General features: G+C 63.2%; 12 protein-coding genes and 4 tRNA genes. 13 read left to right on the forward strand and 3 right to left on the reverse strand.

Going from position 1 to position 16,241, the window contains the following annotated elements; genetic code table 11:
• Nucleotides 1-26: 26 nt before the first annotated feature.
• Nucleotides 27-905, reverse strand: coding sequence for a bifunctional methylenetetrahydrofolate dehydrogenase/methenyltetrahydrofolate cyclohydrolase FolD (gene folD / locus B8115_RS14180; RefSeq protein ID WP_010628476.1), 879 nt, complete (start codon nucleotides 903-905; stop codon nucleotides 27-29).
• Between the two features lie 211 nt (nucleotides 906-1,116).
• On the opposite strand from folD, the gene B8115_RS14185 reads away from it, so the two are divergent.
• From B8115_RS14185 to B8115_RS14235, 11 genes are all read left to right on the forward strand, one after another.
• A tRNA-Pro gene (locus B8115_RS14185) sits at nucleotides 1,117-1,193 on the forward strand.
• A 67-nt stretch (nucleotides 1,194-1,260) separates the two neighbouring features.
• A tRNA-Arg gene (locus tag B8115_RS14190) sits at nucleotides 1,261-1,337 on the forward strand.
• 76 nt (nucleotides 1,338-1,413) lie between these two features.
• A tRNA-His gene (locus B8115_RS14195) sits at nucleotides 1,414-1,488 on the forward strand.
• 32 nt (nucleotides 1,489-1,520) lie between these two features.
• A tRNA-His gene (locus tag B8115_RS14200) sits at nucleotides 1,521-1,595 on the forward strand.
• A gap of 374 nt (nucleotides 1,596-1,969) precedes the next feature.
• On the forward strand, nucleotides 1,970-3,328 hold the full coding sequence (tig, locus tag B8115_RS14205) for a trigger factor (protein WP_010628477.1): 1,359 nt from the start codon (nucleotides 1,970-1,972) through the stop codon (nucleotides 3,326-3,328).
• Nucleotides 3,329-3,419: 91 nt separating this feature from the next.
• Nucleotides 3,420-4,040, forward strand: a complete 621-nt coding sequence (gene clpP, locus B8115_RS14210; RefSeq protein ID WP_010628478.1) for an ATP-dependent Clp endopeptidase proteolytic subunit ClpP — start codon at nucleotides 3,420-3,422, stop codon at nucleotides 4,038-4,040.
• Nucleotides 4,041-4,117: 77 nt separating this feature from the next.
• Complete coding sequence (gene clpX / locus B8115_RS14215; protein WP_010628479.1) at nucleotides 4,118-5,395, forward strand: ATP-dependent Clp protease ATP-binding subunit ClpX; 1,278 nt, start codon at nucleotides 4,118-4,120, stop codon at nucleotides 5,393-5,395.
• Nucleotides 5,396-5,546: 151 nt separating this feature from the next.
• Nucleotides 5,547-7,952 carry an endopeptidase La gene (gene lon / locus B8115_RS14220; protein WP_010628480.1) on the forward strand — a complete coding sequence of 802 codons (2,406 nt, stop codon included), beginning with the start codon at nucleotides 5,547-5,549 and terminating at the stop codon, nucleotides 7,950-7,952.
• Nucleotides 7,953-8,128: 176 nt separating this feature from the next.
• On the forward strand, nucleotides 8,129-8,401 hold the full coding sequence (gene hupB / locus B8115_RS14225; protein ID WP_010628481.1) for a nucleoid-associated protein HU-beta: 273 nt from the start codon (nucleotides 8,129-8,131) through the stop codon (nucleotides 8,399-8,401).
• Nucleotides 8,402-8,641: 240 nt separating this feature from the next.
• Nucleotides 8,642-10,459: a SurA N-terminal domain-containing protein gene (locus B8115_RS14230; RefSeq protein WP_010628482.1), complete on the forward strand. Its 1,818-nt coding sequence runs from the start codon at nucleotides 8,642-8,644 to the stop codon at nucleotides 10,457-10,459.
• Nucleotides 10,460-10,608: 149 nt separating this feature from the next.
• Nucleotides 10,609-11,661, forward strand: a complete 1,053-nt coding sequence (locus tag B8115_RS14235; RefSeq protein ID WP_010628483.1) for a GTP-binding protein — start codon at nucleotides 10,609-10,611, stop codon at nucleotides 11,659-11,661.
• A gap of 7 nt (nucleotides 11,662-11,668) precedes the next feature.
• On the opposite strand, the gene B8115_RS14240 is transcribed toward B8115_RS14235, so the two are convergent.
• A complete protein-coding gene (locus B8115_RS14240; RefSeq protein ID WP_010628484.1) occupies nucleotides 11,669-12,430 on the reverse strand; it encodes a UDP-2,3-diacylglucosamine diphosphatase in 762 nt (253 codons plus the stop codon).
• 25 nt (nucleotides 12,431-12,455) lie between these two features.
• Nucleotides 12,456-12,965, reverse strand: coding sequence for a peptidylprolyl isomerase (locus B8115_RS14245; RefSeq protein ID WP_010628485.1), 510 nt, complete (start codon nucleotides 12,963-12,965; stop codon nucleotides 12,456-12,458).
• Between the two features lie 155 nt (nucleotides 12,966-13,120).
• Between B8115_RS14245 and B8115_RS14250 the strand changes: the two genes are divergently transcribed.
• A complete protein-coding gene (locus B8115_RS14250; RefSeq protein WP_010628486.1) occupies nucleotides 13,121-14,800 on the forward strand; it encodes a glutamine--tRNA ligase/YqeY domain fusion protein in 1,680 nt (559 codons plus the stop codon).
• A 1-nt stretch (nucleotide 14,801) separates the two neighbouring features.
• On the forward strand, nucleotides 14,802-16,232 hold the full coding sequence (cysS, locus tag B8115_RS14255; protein WP_010628487.1) for a cysteine--tRNA ligase: 1,431 nt from the start codon (nucleotides 14,802-14,804) through the stop codon (nucleotides 16,230-16,232).
• The last annotated feature ends 9 nt before the right edge of the window (nucleotides 16,233-16,241 follow it).

The following is a 16,241-nucleotide window of genomic DNA, read 5'->3' on the forward strand; positions in this document are numbered from 1 at the left end:
TGTCAGGTTCAGGCTGCCAAGTTCTATCAGAGCGTGGCGGATTCCTGTTCCATGGCATCGTGGCGCTCCGCGGCGTAGAGGGTGTTCTCCAGCAGCGAAGCGACGGTCATCGGGCCCACGCCACCCGGTACCGGCGTGATCCAGGCAGCGCGCTCGGCGGCCGAGGTGAATTCCACGTCGCCGACCAGTCTGCCGTCCTCCTCGCGGTTGATGCCCACATCGATGACGATGGCGCCGTCGCGTACCCACTCTCCCTTGACCAGGCCCGGCTTGCCGACCGCCACCACCAGCAGCTCAGCGCGACGCACATGCTCTTCGAGGTTGCGGGTGAAGCGGTGGCACACGGTAGTGGTGCAGCCGGCCAGCATGAGTTCCAGTGCCATGGGGCGGCCGACGATGTTGGAGGCACCGACCACGGTGGCGTCCATGCCGCGCACCTTGAGGCCGCTGGCCTGCAGCAAGGTCATGATGCCCTTGGGGGTGCAGGGGCGGAGTACCGGCAAACGCTGCGCCAGACGTCCCAGGTTGTAGGGGTGGAACCCATCGACGTCCTTGTGCGGCAGGATACGCTCGAGGATCGGGCGCGCGTCGAGGTGGGCCGGCAGAGGCAGCTGCAGCAGGATGCCGTCGATGCGCGGGTCGGCGTTGAGCTCGTCGATCAGCCGCTCGAGCCTCTGCTGGCTGGTATCGCTGGGCAGAGTGTGCCGAAAGGAGAGAATGCCGGCCTGCTCGCAGGCGCGGTGCTTGTTGCTGACGTAGACGTGGGAAGCCGGGTCTTCGCCCACCAGAACCACGGCGAGGCCCGGTATGCGCTTGCCCTCGGTGCGGCGCGTTTCGACCTGGCGTGCAACTTGCTCGCGGACCTGAGCGGCTATGGCCTTGCCGTCGATGAGTTGGGCGGTCATCGTTTCTCCCCTGTGGTGAATGAGTGAGCGGCGCTGCCAATGCCGACCGTAAGTTCTCGAAGGGGGCCGATTTTCGCATGCCGCGCCGTCCAGGCAAAGCGCAAAAGCCTCGCTGCTTCAGATAGCTATTGACCGCGAAGGATTCTCGCGTAGAATACGCAGCGCTCGACGAGGCCTGGTTGTTGGCTGTCGAGGGCCGTGCGAAGGCCGGCGGGGTGTAGCGCAGTCTGGTAGCGCGCCTGCTTTGGGAGCAGGATGTCGGGGGTTCGAATCCCTCCACCCCGACCACAACCTTTTGTTTACGCTGAGGAAATGGCGAATCAGGGTTGCGGTCAGACGCCATGGATCGTAGAATGCGCCCATAGCTCAACCGGATAGAGCAACGGCCTTCTAAGCCGTAGGTTGCAGGTTCGAGTCCTGCTGGGCGTGCCAATGCTGTTGCCCGCGGCGGGTCTCCGGTTCGAGTGGTGTAGTAGCGAGTGATGTAGTAGGTAGTAGTGTCGATATGGTGGATGTAGCTCAGTGGTAGAGCCCCGGATTGTGGCTCCGGTGGTCGTGGGTTCGATCCCCATCATCCACCCCAATCGACTCTTGTGACGCCTCATCTCTGCAATGGTGGATGTAGCTCAGTGGTAGAGCCCCGGATTGTGGCTCCGGTGGTCGTGGGTTCGATCCCCATCATCCACCCCATTGCACCTCTGTTATACTTTTCTGTACCTTTCCTTTCCTCTATCTTTTTTCGTTGCCGCGAGTCTTTCATTGCCGCTGGTGGCGCTGTCATCATGTTCGCTCTCTTGAGTGGATGCTCGCCGGGCACTGGTTGTCAAAGACCTGGTTGTCGAAGACCTGGTTGTCAAAGACAGGGTGGTCATGGCTTGCCGAGGCCGGGTTACAATGCCCGCATAATGAAGTGCCGGACGAAATGCCTTGCAAAACGCCCTTGTAAAGCGCCCGTCGCGCCCCAACCAATGGGTGTAATGCTTGCCAGCGTAGGGCGGGATTCTTAGAATCTCTCTTTTACATTCATGCTTCCCAAGAACGCCCCTAGTGGTAGAGGACCATTCATGCAAGTTTCCGTCGAAACGACCTCCCAGATCGAGCGCCGTGTCACGTTCCAGGTGCCGGCCGCCGAGGTCGACGAGGCCGTCGAGGCCCGCCTCAAGGACACGGCGAAGAACATTCGTCTCAATGGCTTCCGCAAGGGCCGGGTGCCCATGGCCGTGGTGCGTCAGCGTTATGGTCGCGGCGTGCGCGACGAGGTCGTGGGCGAGCTGATGCGTGAGCGCTATGTGCGTGCGATCACCGAGCAGAACCTCAACCCGGCGGGCTTCCCGAGCATCGAGCCCAAGGTCGACGAGACCGGCAAGGACCTGGAGTTCGTGGCCTCCCTCGAGGTCTACCCCGAAATCGAGCTGGCCTCGATCGAAGGTACCGAGGTCGAGCGTCCGCAGGTCGAAGTCAGCGATGCCGATCTCGAGGAGATGGTCGAGACTCTGCGCAAGCAGAATGCATCCTGGGAAGAGGTCGAGCGTGCCGCCGAGCAGGGCGATCAGGTCAAGATCGACTTCAAGGGCTTCCTGGGCGACGAGCCGTTCGAAGGCGGCAGCGCTGAAGGTCACGACCTGGTGCTGGGCTCCGGCAACTTCATCCCCGGCTTCGAGGACCAGCTCGTCGGCGCCAAGGCAGGTGAAGAGAAGGAGATCAAGGTCACCTTCCCCGAGGACTACCAGGCCGAGCATCTGGCCGGTCAGGAAGCCACCTTCAAGGTCAAGGTGCACGCGGTGAAGGGCCAGGCCCTGCCGGAAGTCGACGAAGAGTTCATCAAGCGCTTCGGCGTCGAGGATGGCAACGTCGAGAAGTTCCGTGAAGAGGTCAAGAAGAACATGGCGCGCGAGGCCAAGCAGGCCGTCGACAATCGCGTCAAGCAGCAGGTGCTCGGGGCGCTGAAGAAGGCCAACGACATTCCGGTGCCGCAGTCCCTGGTCCAGCAGGAAACTGATGCGCTCAAGCGCCAGGCGGCCCAGCAGTTCGGCCTGGGCGAAGACTTCGACGTGTCCCAGCTGCCCAACGAGCTGTTCTCCGAGCAGGCCAAGAGCCGCGTTCAGATCGGCCTGCTGCTGGCCGAGGTGATCAAGGCCAACGAGCTCGACGCCAGCGACGACGAAATTCGCGCCAAGGTCGAGGAGCTCGCTGAGCAGTACCAGGATCCGCAGCAGGTCGTTGACTACTACATGGGCAACGATCAACTCAAGACCCAGGTCAAGTCGGCTATCCTTGAGGAGAAAGCCGTCGACAAGCTGCTGGAGCAAGCGACCGTCAAGGACGTTGAGATGAGCTACCAGCAGGCTCTCGCAGCCGCTCAGCAGGGCGAGCAGGCCGAAGAGGGCGCAGATGAGGAAGGCGAGGAAGAGGCCAAGAGCTGATTCGGCGTCACGCCCCTCGACCTGCCGGCCGCGAGAGTGCGGCCGGCAGGTGCAGTCGCTTCCATTCATCGGATGCAAGGACATCACACTGATGAGCAACGAGTTCGAGACCCGGAACGCCGGCGGCCTGGTGCCGATGGTGGTTGAGCAGAGCGCACGCGGCGAGCGGGCCTACGACATCTACTCCAGGCTGTTGAAGGAGCGGGTGATCTTTCTGGTGGGGCCGGTGGAAGACCACATGGCCAACCTGATCGTGGCGCAGCTGCTGTTCCTCGAGTCCGAGAATCCGGACAAGGACATCCATCTCTACATCAACTCGCCGGGCGGCGCCGTGACGGCCGGGATGGCGATCTACGACACCATGCAGTTCATCAAGCCCGATGTCTCCACGGTCTGCATCGGTCAGGCAGCCAGTATGGGGGCGCTGCTGTTGGCTGGCGGCGCCTCAGGCAAGCGTTATTCACTGCCCCACTCGCGCATGATGATCCACCAGCCGCTGGGCGGTTATCAGGGGCAGGCGGCCGATATCGAGATCCATACCCGCGAGATCCTGGGCATCCGTGACAAGCTCAACCGTATCCTGGCGCATCACACCGGGCAGGATATCGAGACGATTGCCCGCGACACCGATCGTGACAACTTCATGAGCGGCACTCAGGCAACGGAGTACGGTCTCATAGATGCCGTACTGGATAAGCGGCCCACATCCTGATAGCGTGAATTCAGACACGCTTCATATACGTGATTAGCGGCGGCCGATCGGGTCGCCGAAGTGACAGAGGTACGCGAATGGCCGACGGCAAAGGCAAGGACGAAGGCGGCAAGCTGCTTTACTGCTCGTTCTGTGGCAAGAATCAGAACGAGGTGCGCAAGCTGATTGCAGGCCCGTCCGTCTATATCTGCGACGAGTGTGTCGACCTGTGCAACGACATCATTCGCGAGGAAGTTCTCGATGCCGATGCCGAGAGCGATGAGGAGCGCCTGCCCGTTCCCCGCGAGATTCGTCGCACCCTGGACGAATACGTCATCGGTCAGGACCGCGCCAAGACGGTGCTGTCCGTGGCCGTGTACAACCACTACAAGCGTCTGCGTGCCGGCATCAAGGGCGACGACGTCGAGCTCGGCAAGTCCAATATCCTGCTGATCGGTCCTACCGGCAGCGGCAAGACGCTGCTGGCCGAGACCATGGCACGCCTGCTCAACGTGCCCTTCACCATCGCCGATGCCACCACCCTCACCGAGGCGGGCTATGTCGGCGAGGATGTCGAGAACATCATCCAGAAGCTGCTGCAGAAGTGCGACTACGATGTGGAGAAGGCCCAGCGCGGCATCGTCTACATCGACGAGATCGACAAGATCTCGCGCAAGTCGGACAACCCCTCGATCACCCGTGACGTGTCGGGCGAGGGCGTGCAGCAGGCGCTGCTGAAGCTGATCGAGGGTACTACGGCTTCCGTGCCGCCGCAGGGCGGGCGCAAGCATCCCCAGCAGGAGTTCCTGCAGGTGGACACCGGCAACATATTGTTCATCGTGGGGGGCGCCTTTGCCGGCCTCGATAAGGTCATTCGAGACCGCGCCGAGAAGGGCGGCATCGGCTTTAGCGCGGTAGTGAAGAGCAAGGACGAGACCAAGGGCGTGGGTGATCTGCTCGCTGATGTCGAACCGGAGGATCTGGTCAAGTTCGGCCTGATCCCCGAGTTCGTCGGCCGTCTGCCAGTGATCGCCACGCTCACCGAGCTCAACGAAGACGCGCTGATTCAGATCCTGACCGAGCCCAAGAACTCCTTGGTCAAGCAGTACGCCCGCCTGTTCGACATGGAGGGCGTGGAGCTGGAGTTCCGCGAGGACGCGCTGCGTGCGGTGGCGGCCAAGGCCATGGCGCGCAAGACCGGGGCGCGTGGCTTGCGCTCCATCCTCGAGTCGGTTCTGCTCGACACCATGTACGAGATTCCCTCCATGGAGGGGGTGACCAAGGTGGTCATCGATGCTTCGGTCATCGCCGGGGACAGCGAGCCGCTGCTGATCTATTCTCAGCAGGACCAGCGGGTGGACGGCACCGACGGCTGAGGCCGTCCGGCAGTTGCCGTCACGCCCGTGACGAAAAGGGGTCGCTCGGGCGGCCCCTTTTTCATGCAGGTCGCCCGCGCCCCCTTGCAAAGGGGGTGTGCTGCCCCCACACCCCCTGTATTCACCGATTTCTGTTTGAGGAACGTCTGCGATGCAGCAGAACGCCGTTCAGACTCTCAGTCTGCCCCTTTTGCCACTGCGCGACGTGGTCGTCTATCCGCAGATGGTCATCCCTCTGTTCGTCGGCCGAGAGAAGTCGATCCAGGCGCTCGATGCCGCCATGGCAGCCGACAAGCGCGTACTGCTGGTAGCCCAGCGCGAAGCCGGCCAGGACGACCCCGGCACCGACGACCTCTTCACCATCGGCACCATTGCCGAGATCATGCAGCTGCTCAAGCTGCCGGATGGCACCGTCAAGGTATTGATCGAGGGTGTCTCGCGGGCCGACCTGCGCGAAGTCCACCATGCCGACGGCGGACACAGCATGGCGGATGCGGTGCTGCGCGACAGCGAGCCCTTGACGGAGCGTGAGCAGGAGGCGCTGGTGCGCGTGCTGCTCAATCAGTTCGAGCAGTACGTCAAGCTGTCCAAGAAGGTGCCCAACGAGGTTCTCAACTCGCTCTCGGGCATCGAGGACCCGAGCCGTCTGGTCGATACCATCTGCGCTCATCTCTCGCTCAAGATCCACGACAAGCAGCAGCTGCTGGAAATGGATCGCGTGCGTGACCGTATCGAGCATCTGATGGCGCTGATCGAGTCGGAAATCGACCTGCTCCAGGTGGAGAAACGCATCCGCTCGCGGGTCAAGGATCAGATGGAGAAGTCCCAGCGCGAGTACTATCTCAACGAGCAGATGAAGGCCATCCAGAAGGAGATGGGCGAGCTCGAGAACGTGCCCAACGAGGCCGAGAAGTACGAGGCTGCCATCGAAGAGTCAGGTATGCCCAAGGAGGCGCGGGAGAAGGCCCTGCAAGAGCTGGGCAAGCTCAAGATGATGTCGCCGAGCTCCGCAGAAGCCACGGTGGTACGCTCCTATCTCGACTGGATGGTGGGCGTGCCGTGGAAGAAGCGCACCCGGGTAAAGCATGACCTGCCGCACGCCCACAAGGTACTCGACGAGGATCACTACGGCCTCGACGAGGTCAAGGAGCGCATCCTCGAGTACCTGGCCGTGCAGAAGCGCGTCAAGAAGCTCAAGGGGCCCGTGCTGTGCCTGGTGGGGCCGCCCGGGGTGGGCAAGACCTCGCTCGGCCAGTCGATCGCACGAGCCACCAACCGCAAGTACGTGCGCCTGGCGCTCGGCGGCGTGCGTGACGAATCAGAGATTCGCGGCCATCGCCGCACCTATATCGGTTCGCTGCCCGGCAAGCTGATCCAGCGCATGAGCAAGGCCGGAGTCAAGAACCCCCTGTTCCTGCTCGACGAGGTCGACAAGCTCGGCATGGATCACCGCGGCGACCCCGCCTCGGCGCTGCTGGAAGTGCTCGATCCGGAGCAGAACGACAAGTTCAACGATCACTACCTGGAGCTCGATTACGATCTCTCGGAAGTGATGTTCATCTGTACCGCCAACTCGATGAACATTCCCGGCCCGCTGCTCGACCGCATGGAAGTGATTCGCCTGCCGGGCTACACCGAGGACGAGAAGCTCGCCATTGCCCGGCGCTACCTAGTGCCGAAGCAGCTCCGGGCCACCGGCTTCAAGGAGGACGAACTCGCCTTCTCCGATGAGTCGCTGCTGGAGCTGATTCGTTACTACACTCGCGAAGCGGGCGTGCGCGAGCTTGAGCGCCAGATCGCCAAGGTGTGCCGCAAGGTGCTTCGCGAACGGCTCGAATACGAAGGCAAGGGGGCCCAGGCGCCGGTGTTACTCGCCGCAGCCGACATAGAGAAATATGCCGGGGTGCGTCGTTACAGCTACGGTCTGGCCGACAAGGAGGATCAGGTGGGTCGCGTGACCGGCTTGGCCTGGACGTCGGTTGGCGGGGAGCTGCTGAACATCGAGTCGGTGGTCACGCCCGGCAAGGGGCGCATCAACAAGACCGGCTCGCTGGGCGACGTGATGAAGGAGTCCGTTAGCGCGGCGCATACCGTGGTGCGTGCTCGCGCCGAGTCGCTGGGCATCGAGCCCGAGCGTTTCGAGAAGGAAGACCTGCACATTCATGTGCCGGAAGGTGCTACACCCAAGGACGGTCCCAGTGCCGGCATCGCCATGGTGACTGCCATGGTCTCTGCCTATACCGGGCGCCCCATTCGCTGCGACCTGGCCATGACCGGCGAGGTGAATCTGCGTGGTGAGGTGATGCCGATCGGCGGGTTGAAGGAGAAATTGCTGGCGGCACGGCGCGGTGGTATAAAGATCGTGCTAATTCCGGAAGAGAACCGCCGTGACCTCAAGGAGGTTCCGGATAACATCAAGGACGCGCTGGATATCCGGCCAGTCCGTTGGATCGATGAGGTGCTGGCGTCGGCGTTGGTTGCAAGTCCCGATACCAACGGGGAAGAATCCCGAACGGATGATTCGGCTTCTTCTTCAACGATGATCAGTACACATTAACGATAATTGCCGTGCCATTTCGGGAAGAAAAGCTCGCAATGGCGCGGTTTGGCGCCGCAGTTGCTTGACACCTCTTTTACAGCATTGCTATAAACTGCCAGCCGTGCTGTGATCGTGTTGCCGGGCGAAAGGCACGCCGATTAGAGCCATTTACTGAAACCGTCAAGGGGTGAAGTGTGAACAAATCCGAGCTGATCGAAGCCATCGCCGCGTCTGCCGATATTCCCAAGGCCGCTGCGTCTCGTGCACTGGATGCCATGGTCGATACCGTTACCGAGAGCCTCAAGAAAGGGGATAGCGTTTCACTCGTCGGGTTTGGTACTTTCTCGGTGAAGGAGCGTGCCGCCCGTACCGGCCGCAACCCGCAGACCGGCCAGCCGATCGAGATCAGTGCAGCCAAGGTGCCGTCCTTCAAGGCTGGCAAGGCACTGAAAGACTCCGTCAACTGAGACAACGGATTGTTTGCTCCGCCAGTCCGGTAGCGGGCTATTCAGCGTCGGAAGCAAACCATCAGGCGCACCGCTTCGGCGGTGCGCCTTATTTTTTGGCGGATACGTCTTATTTGGCGTCGTTGTCGGAAGCGGCTTCCACATCGATGACGAGCCGGGCGGTGCAGCCATGGTCCGCGAGGCCTGGTCGCCGTATAATATGGCCCCACTGCCAGCCAACAATCAGTTACCGAGGCCTGCATGCTGCAAAGTATTCGTGACCGCTCCAGAAGTTGGGGTGCCAAGATCATCGTGGGTGCCGTGGTCGTTACCATGGCGCTGTTCGGTGTCGAGTCCCTGGTGGGGCTGTTCGGTGGTGGCGGCGATGAAGTCGCCAAGGTCAATGGCCAGTCCATTACCCGCCAGGAGCTGGAGCAGGAGGTGCAGCGTGCCATTCGCTCAGGTCAGGTGCCGCCTGAGCAGGAGCGCGCCCTGCGTGGCCAGGTGCTCGACGAGATGATTGGCGAGCGCCTGCTGCTGGCTTTTGCTGAGGAGGGTGGCCTTCATCTCTCCGATGAGCAGCTCGATCAGGTCATCGTGACCTTGCCCGAGTTCCAAGACCAGAACGGCCGCTTCGATACCGACCTGTTCCGCAATCGACTGGCCAGTGCCGGCTTCACGCCGTCCTCCTTTCGTGCCGCATTGCGCGTCGACCTCAAGCGTCAGCAATTGCAGCAGGGTCTGGCGGTAAGCGACTTCGTGCTCGACAGCGAGCGTGAGACTCTGGCGGCGCTGCAGGCTCAGGTGCGCAGCTTTCGCTACCATGCGCTGGGTGCCGAAGCGCTCGACGAGCCGGTGGAGGTCAGCGAGGAGGAGCTGCTCGCCTATTACGAGGAGCATCGCGAGAACTACCAGCGGCCGGAACAGGTGCGTCTGGAGTACGTGATCGTCGATCGTCAGGAGATGGCCGGCGAGGTCGAGGTGGACGAGGAGGCGCTGCGTCAGGAGTGGCAGAATCGCGGTCGCGACGCCGATCGGAGAGTTTCCCACATCATGGCCACGCACGATGGCGAACGCACCCGTGAAGAAGCCGTGGAGCGACTGGAAGCCGTTCGTGAGCGGCTGGCCGAGGGCGATGACTTCGAGGCCCTGGCGCTCGAGTACTCCGACGATCCTGCCTCCGCCGAGCAGGGTGGCGATCTCGGCGTGATCAGTCGCGGCTTCTTCGGCGATGACTTCGACGACGCCGCCTTCTCGCTCGCTCCCGGGCAGGTCTCCGGCATCGTGGAGACCAGCAGCGGCCTGCATCTGATCAAGGTCACGGGGCTGGATCAACCGTCCTTCGAGGAGATGCGCGACGATATTGCCCGTGAAATGGCCCTCGGCCAGGTAACCAGCGACTTCAACCGCCGTGTTCAGTCCTTGATCGATGAGAGCTTCGCCGCCGATGACCTGGCCAGCGTGGCCGATGGGCTGGGGCTCGAACTGCACGAGAGCGACTGGGTGTCGCGTGAAGGCGGCGAGGGCATACTCTCCGAGCCGGGCGTGATGAGCGAAGCGTTCAGCGAGGATGTGCTGGTCGAGGGCTTCAACAGCGAAGTCATCGAGCTCGACAACGATCGCCGCATGGTGCTGCGGGTCGCCGAGCATCGTGAGGCCACCGTGCTGCCCCTCGAGGAGGTGCGCGAGCGCGTGGCGGCATCCGTGACCCGCATCAAGCAGCGTGAGATGCTGCTCGACGTGGCGCGTCAGCAGGTAGAGCGGCTGCGTGCCGGAGAGGAGCTGGATATTGACTGGCAGCAGGTCGAAGGGGTCACACGCCAGCGGGACAATGTGCCGCGCTCCGTGCTCCAGGCTGCCTTCCGGTTGCCGCATCCCGAGGCGGGCGAGGCCGTGTTCGGCCACACCAGCGATGGGGAGAGGGTGGTCCTGATCGCGCTTGACGAGGTGGCCACCGGTGAGCCGGACGAGCAGGTCGATGCCTTCGTGGCGCGAATGGCCGAGCAGCTGCGCGCTCAAGCGGCCGTGCAGGGCCTGCGCAGTCATCTGCGGGAGACATCCGAGATCACTCGTCGCTAAATGCGACAGCCTGCCATGCAGTACCGATAAGGGGGCACCGCCCCCTTATTCTCCATTCAGGTTTATACCGTTATCTTCTCTTTAGTTAAGCTTGCTGCTATGGCCGGCCTTTGTGTTACTCTATAACAATTGGTTTTGCAGGAGCGCTCATGGCTGCGACGCCGCTAAGATCGATACCCGTACATCTCTTCACCGGCTTTCTGGGCAGCGGCAAGAGCACGCTGATACGGCGTCTGATCGAGCAGAAGCCGGCAAACGAGCGTTGGGCGGTACTGATCAACGAGTTCGGCCAGGTCGGCATCGATCAGACGATGTTCGAGTCGCGGGACGATGTGATCGTGAAAGGGCTTCCCGGCGGCTGCATGTGCTGCCAGCTGGCTTTCGTGCTGCAGGCCACGCTGGTCAACCTGCTGCACCGTCATCGACCCGATCGACTGCTCATCGAGCCCTCGGGGCTCGGGCATCCCGCCGGTCTGCTCGACACGCTGCGCAGCGATGCCTTTGCCGAGGTGTTGGTGGTACAGGACATCGTGGCGCTGCTCGATCCGGCCCGGCTCGAGGATCCCCGCGTGCGCGAGCACGACACCTTCAACGACCAGTTGGCCATGGCCGACGCCGTTGCTTTGACCATGACCGACCGCGCCGGACCGCAGGCGGTTGCTGCTGCCGAGGCCTTCGTGGAGCAGCTCTGGCCGCCCAAGAAGTGGGTGGCGCACGCTGCCCATGGCGAGCTGGATGTGAACGTGCTGATGGAAAGCGGCCGCCACACACCGGCGGCTGGGGGCGTGAGCAATCGACATGCGGCGCTGCGCGATCCTGGCGCTCGGATGCTGGTACTGGACGAGTTCGTTACGCAGGCGCCTCAGCCGGGCCGGCCGGTGGCGGCGCGCGGCCAGGCCTTGGGCTACCACACGCAGGGGTGGCGCTGGAGTCCCACCGAGGTGTTCGATCTCGACCGTCTGACCCTGGTGCTGGATCGCTTGCCGTCCGGGCTGCGCGTGAAGGGAGTGCTGCATACCGATGCGGGGTGGCGGCTCTACAACCGGGGCGAGGGGGCGGCGAGCCTGACTGTCAGTGCCTGGCGTCAGGACTCGCGCCTGGAGCTTATCGGCGAGGCGGCAGTGATGCCGCCGGCAGATGACCTTCTCGCCGCTATTCACGCCTGTCGTGTCAGGGGCGAAAAGGTCGATGCGCTGCCTTGAGCTGGCTTCAGAGGGCGATTTCCCGCAGGGTGGGGTCGCCATCGGGGCCGATTTCGATTTCCCAGCCTTTGCCGGGCTGCCAGTCGCCCAGCACGATGCGGCGGGCCGGGAGGTCGCCCACCTCGAGTTCGTGCACGGCGGGGCGGTGGGTGTGGCCGTGGATCAGGGTCGTCACGCCGTAATCGCGCATGGTGCGCACGACTTCCTCCGGGGTGACGTCCATGATGTCCTCGGCCTTGTTCGAGGTCGCTTCGCCGGACTGCTGACGCAGAGCGGCGGCCAGCTGCAGGCGGTCGGCCAGCGGCATGGCCAGTACCTGCTCCTGCCAGGCCTGGTTGCGGGCCTGTTCGCGAAAGGTCATGTAGGCCTCGTCGCGAGTGCACAGGCTGTCGCCGTGCATCAGCAATACCGGCTCGTCGGCGAAGCGCAGCACGGCCGGATCGGTGACCAGCTTGGCACCGCAGGCGGAAGCGAAGCGGTGGCCGAGCAGGAAGTCGCGGTTGCCGTGCATCAGGTAGATCTGGGTGCCTTCGTCGCTCAGGCGGCGCAGGGCGGCGGCCACACGCAGGGCCAGCTTGCCGGTGCCGCTGGGATCCTGGTCGGCGTGATCGAGCAGATCGTCGCCGATCCAGGCCTCGAAGAAGTCACCCAGGATGTAGAGTGCATCGACGCCACGGGCTCTGCGCTCGAGCCAGCCGAGGAAGCCCTCGGTGACCTCGGGCGCAACGGGGTGCAGATGCAGGTCGGAGATCAGCAGGGTGGAACTCATGAGCTATCCCGTGGTTGGCTGCGGCTCAGCTGGCGTCTGCTTCGTCCTTGACGTAGGCGCGCTCGATGGTCACGTCTTCGGCGGGCACGTCGGCATGCATGCCGCGGCGGGTGGTGTTCACGGCGGTGATGCGCTCGACCACGTCCATGCCGTCCACAACTTCGCCGAATACGCAGTAGCCCCAGCCCTGCAGCGATTTGCCGCTGTGGTTGAGGAAGTCGTTGTCGGCCACGTTGATGAAGAACTGGGCGGTGGCGGAGTGGGGGTCCTGGGTGCGGGCCATGGCCAGGGTGCCGGTCAGGTTCTTCAGCCCGTTGTCGGCTTCGTTTTCGATCGGGTCGCGGGTCGGCTTCTGATTGAAGTCCTGATCGAAGCCGCCACCCTGAATCATGAAGCCGGGGATGACGCGATGAAACAAGGTGCCGTCGTAGTGGCCGTCGCGCACGTACTGCTCGAAATTGGCTGCGGTCTTGGGCGCCTGTTCGTGATTCAGGGTGATGGCGATGTCGCCGAAGCTGGTCTCGAGAATGATCATCGAAGTTTCCTGTACGATGGGAGCGCGCCTTGGCGCCGTGCATGGGCGTGGCGTTATAATAGCCGTTTTGCATCGATGCGCGAAGCGTGTCGGGTTCATCGACATTCGGGGCCCCACCCAGACTCGCGATCCAACCAGAGGTTTGCCGCAACAACATGACCACCGAAAACGCCAGTGCGCCGAATTTCATCCGCAACCAGATCCGCGACGAGATCGAGGCAGGTCGTGCCGACAAGGTCGTCACCCGCTTCCCGCCGGAGCCCAACGGTTTCCTGCACGTGGGGCACGCCAAGTCCATCTGTCTCAACTTCGGCCTGGCCGAGCAGTTCGGTGGGGACTGTCATCTGCGCTTCGACGACACCAACCCGGCCAAGGAAGAGCAAGCCTACATCGACGCCATCAAGGAGGACGTCAGCTGGCTCGGTTTCGAGTGGGCGGGTGCGGTGCGCTACGCCTCCGATTGCTTCGATCAGCTTTACGCCTGGGCGCAGCATCTGATTCGCGAGGACAAGGCCTACGTGGACGACCTCTCGCCCGACGAGATCCGCGAATACCGCGGCACGCTGACCGCGCCGGGCCGTCCGAGCCCCTGGCGCGAGCGCAGCGTCGAGGAGAACCTCGACCTGCTCGAGCGCATGCGGGCCGGCGAGTTCAACGAGGGCGAGAAGGTGCTGCGGGCCAAGATCGACATGGCCTCGCCCAACATCAACCTGCGCGACCCGATTCTCTACCGCATTCGTCACGCCCATCACCACCAGACCGGCGATACCTGGAAGATCTACCCCTCCTACGATTTCGCCCATGGTCAGACGGATGCCATCGAGGGGGTGACGCACTCCATCTGCACCCTCGAGTTCGAAGACCACCGCCCGCTCTACGAGTGGTTCCTCGACAACCTGCCGGTGCCGTGCAAGCCGCGCCAGATCGAGTTCGCGCGGCTCAACATGAACTACACCCTCACCTCCAAGCGCAAGCTCAAGTTGCTGGTGGACGAGGGCATCGTCGACGGCTGGGACGACCCGCGCATGCCGACCATCTCCGGTATGCGTCGGCGCGGCTACACCCCGGCGTCGATCCGCAAGTTCTGCGAGATGATCGGCGTGACCCGCGCCGACGGCGGCCTGGTCGACATTGCCATGCTCTACCATGCCATCCGCTCGGATCTGGAGGACAACGCCCCGCGCGCCATGTGCGTGCTGAACCCGCTCAAGGTGGTGTTGACCAACGTGCCGGAGTCCCACGAGGAGGTCTACGAGGTCCCGGGCCATCCGGCCCGTGAGGACATGGCGCTGCGCCGTGTGCCTTTCACCCGCGAGCTCTACATCGACCAGGACGACTTCATGGAGGAGCCGCCGAAGAAGTTCTTCCGTCTGGCGCCGGGCCAGGAGGTGCGTCTGCGCAACTCCTACGTGATCCGCTGCGACGAGGTGGTGAAGGACGCCAGCGACGAGATCGTGGAGCTGCGCTGCTCGGTTGATTTCGACACCCTGGGCAAGAACCCCGAAGGGCGCAAGGTCAAGGGCGTGATCCACTGGGTCAGCGCCAGCCATGCGGTACCGATGGAGGTGCGTCTCTACGACAACCTGTTCCTGGTCGAGCAGCCCGACAAGGACAAGGACGCCGACTTCCTCGAGCATCTCAACCCCGAGTCGTTGCAGGTCTGTCAGGCCATGGGCGAGCCGAGCCTGGCCGATGCCGCTCCCGAGTCGCGTTATCAGTTCGAGCGGGTGGGCTACTTCTGTGCCGATCGTCACGCCTGTCGCGACGGCAAGCTGGTGTTCAACCGCACCGTCGGGCTGAAGGACAGTTGGGCAAAGATACAGAAGAAGGGCTGACATGCAGATCTACAACACGCTGACCCGCCGCAAGGAGCCATTCACCCCGATCGAGCCGGGCAAGGTGCGGATGTACGTCTGCGGCATGACCGTGTACGACTACTGCCACCTGGGCCACGCCCGGGTGATGGTGGCGTTCGACGTGGTCACACGCTATCTGCGCTGGCGCGACTTCGACGTCACCTACGTGCGCAACATCACCGACATCGACGACAAGATCCTCAAGCGGGCCGACGAGAACGGCGAGACCATCGCCTCACTCACCGAGCGCATGATCGCCGCCATGCACGAGGACGAGGCGCGCCTCGGCGTGCTGCGACCGGACCGCGAGCCACGGGCCACCGGCCACGTGAGCGAGATCATCGCCATGGTCGAGACCCTCATCGACAAGGGCTACGGCTACCCGGCCGCCAACGGAGACGTCTACTACCGGGTGCGCAAGTTCGAGGGCTACGGCAAGCTCAACAACCGCAATCTCGATGAGATGCGCGCTGGCGCCCGGGTCGATGTCGACGAGCACAAGGAGGACCCCCTCGACTTCGTGCTGTGGAAGGCCGCCAAGCCGGGCGAGGCGAGCTGGCCTTCGCCCTGGGGCGAGGGGCGGCCCGGCTGGCACATCGAGTGCTCGGCGATGTCTACCTGCTGCCTGGGGGATACCTTCGACATCCACGGCGGCGGCCCGGACCTGACCTTCCCGCACCACGAGAACGAGATCGCCCAGAGCGAGGCCGCCACCGGCAAGCCTTACGTGAACACCTGGATGCACGCCGGGGCGGTGCGGGTGAATCAGGAGAAGATGTCCAAGTCGCTGGGCAATTTCTTCACCATCCGCGAGGTGCTCGAGGTCCACGACCCGGAAGTGGTGCGCTACCTGCTGGTGGCCAGCCACTACCGCAGCCCGATCAACTACGCCCCGGAGTCGCTGGCGGATGCCCGCAAGTCCCTGGAGCGGTTCTACAATGCCTTGGATGGCGTTGGGGTGGGTGGAAAAGATGAGAAAACCATTCAGAAGGAGCGTGCGCTCGCCAAAGCTGTTTATGGTGACTTCGAAGACCGCTTCATCGTCGCCATGGACGACGACTTCAATACCGCCGAGGCGTTATCGGTGCTCTTCGACTTGGCCCGCGAACTGAACCGGGCCAAGAAGGAGGCAACGAAGCTTGCTCCCGGCCTTGCCCATGAACTCAAACGCCTGGGCGGTGTGCTTGGTCTGCTGCAGCAGCAGCCCGAGGCCTTCCTCAAGGGTGGCGCGGGTGAGCTGCCGTTGAGTGAAAGCGAGATCGAGGCGAAGATCGTTGCCCGTGCGGAAGCGAAGAAAGCGAGGGACTTCGCCGCCGCCGACGGCATCCGCGACGAGCTCGCCACACTCGGCATCGTGCTCAAGGATTCCCGCGAGGGAACGAGCTGGGTCTTCGAGCGGCCCGACGAGTAGCGGGCCTCT

The sequence above is a fragment of the Halomonas sp. KM-1 genome (assembly GCF_000246875.1).
Lineage (GTDB): Bacteria > Pseudomonadota > Gammaproteobacteria > Pseudomonadales > Halomonadaceae > Halomonas > Halomonas aerodenitrificans.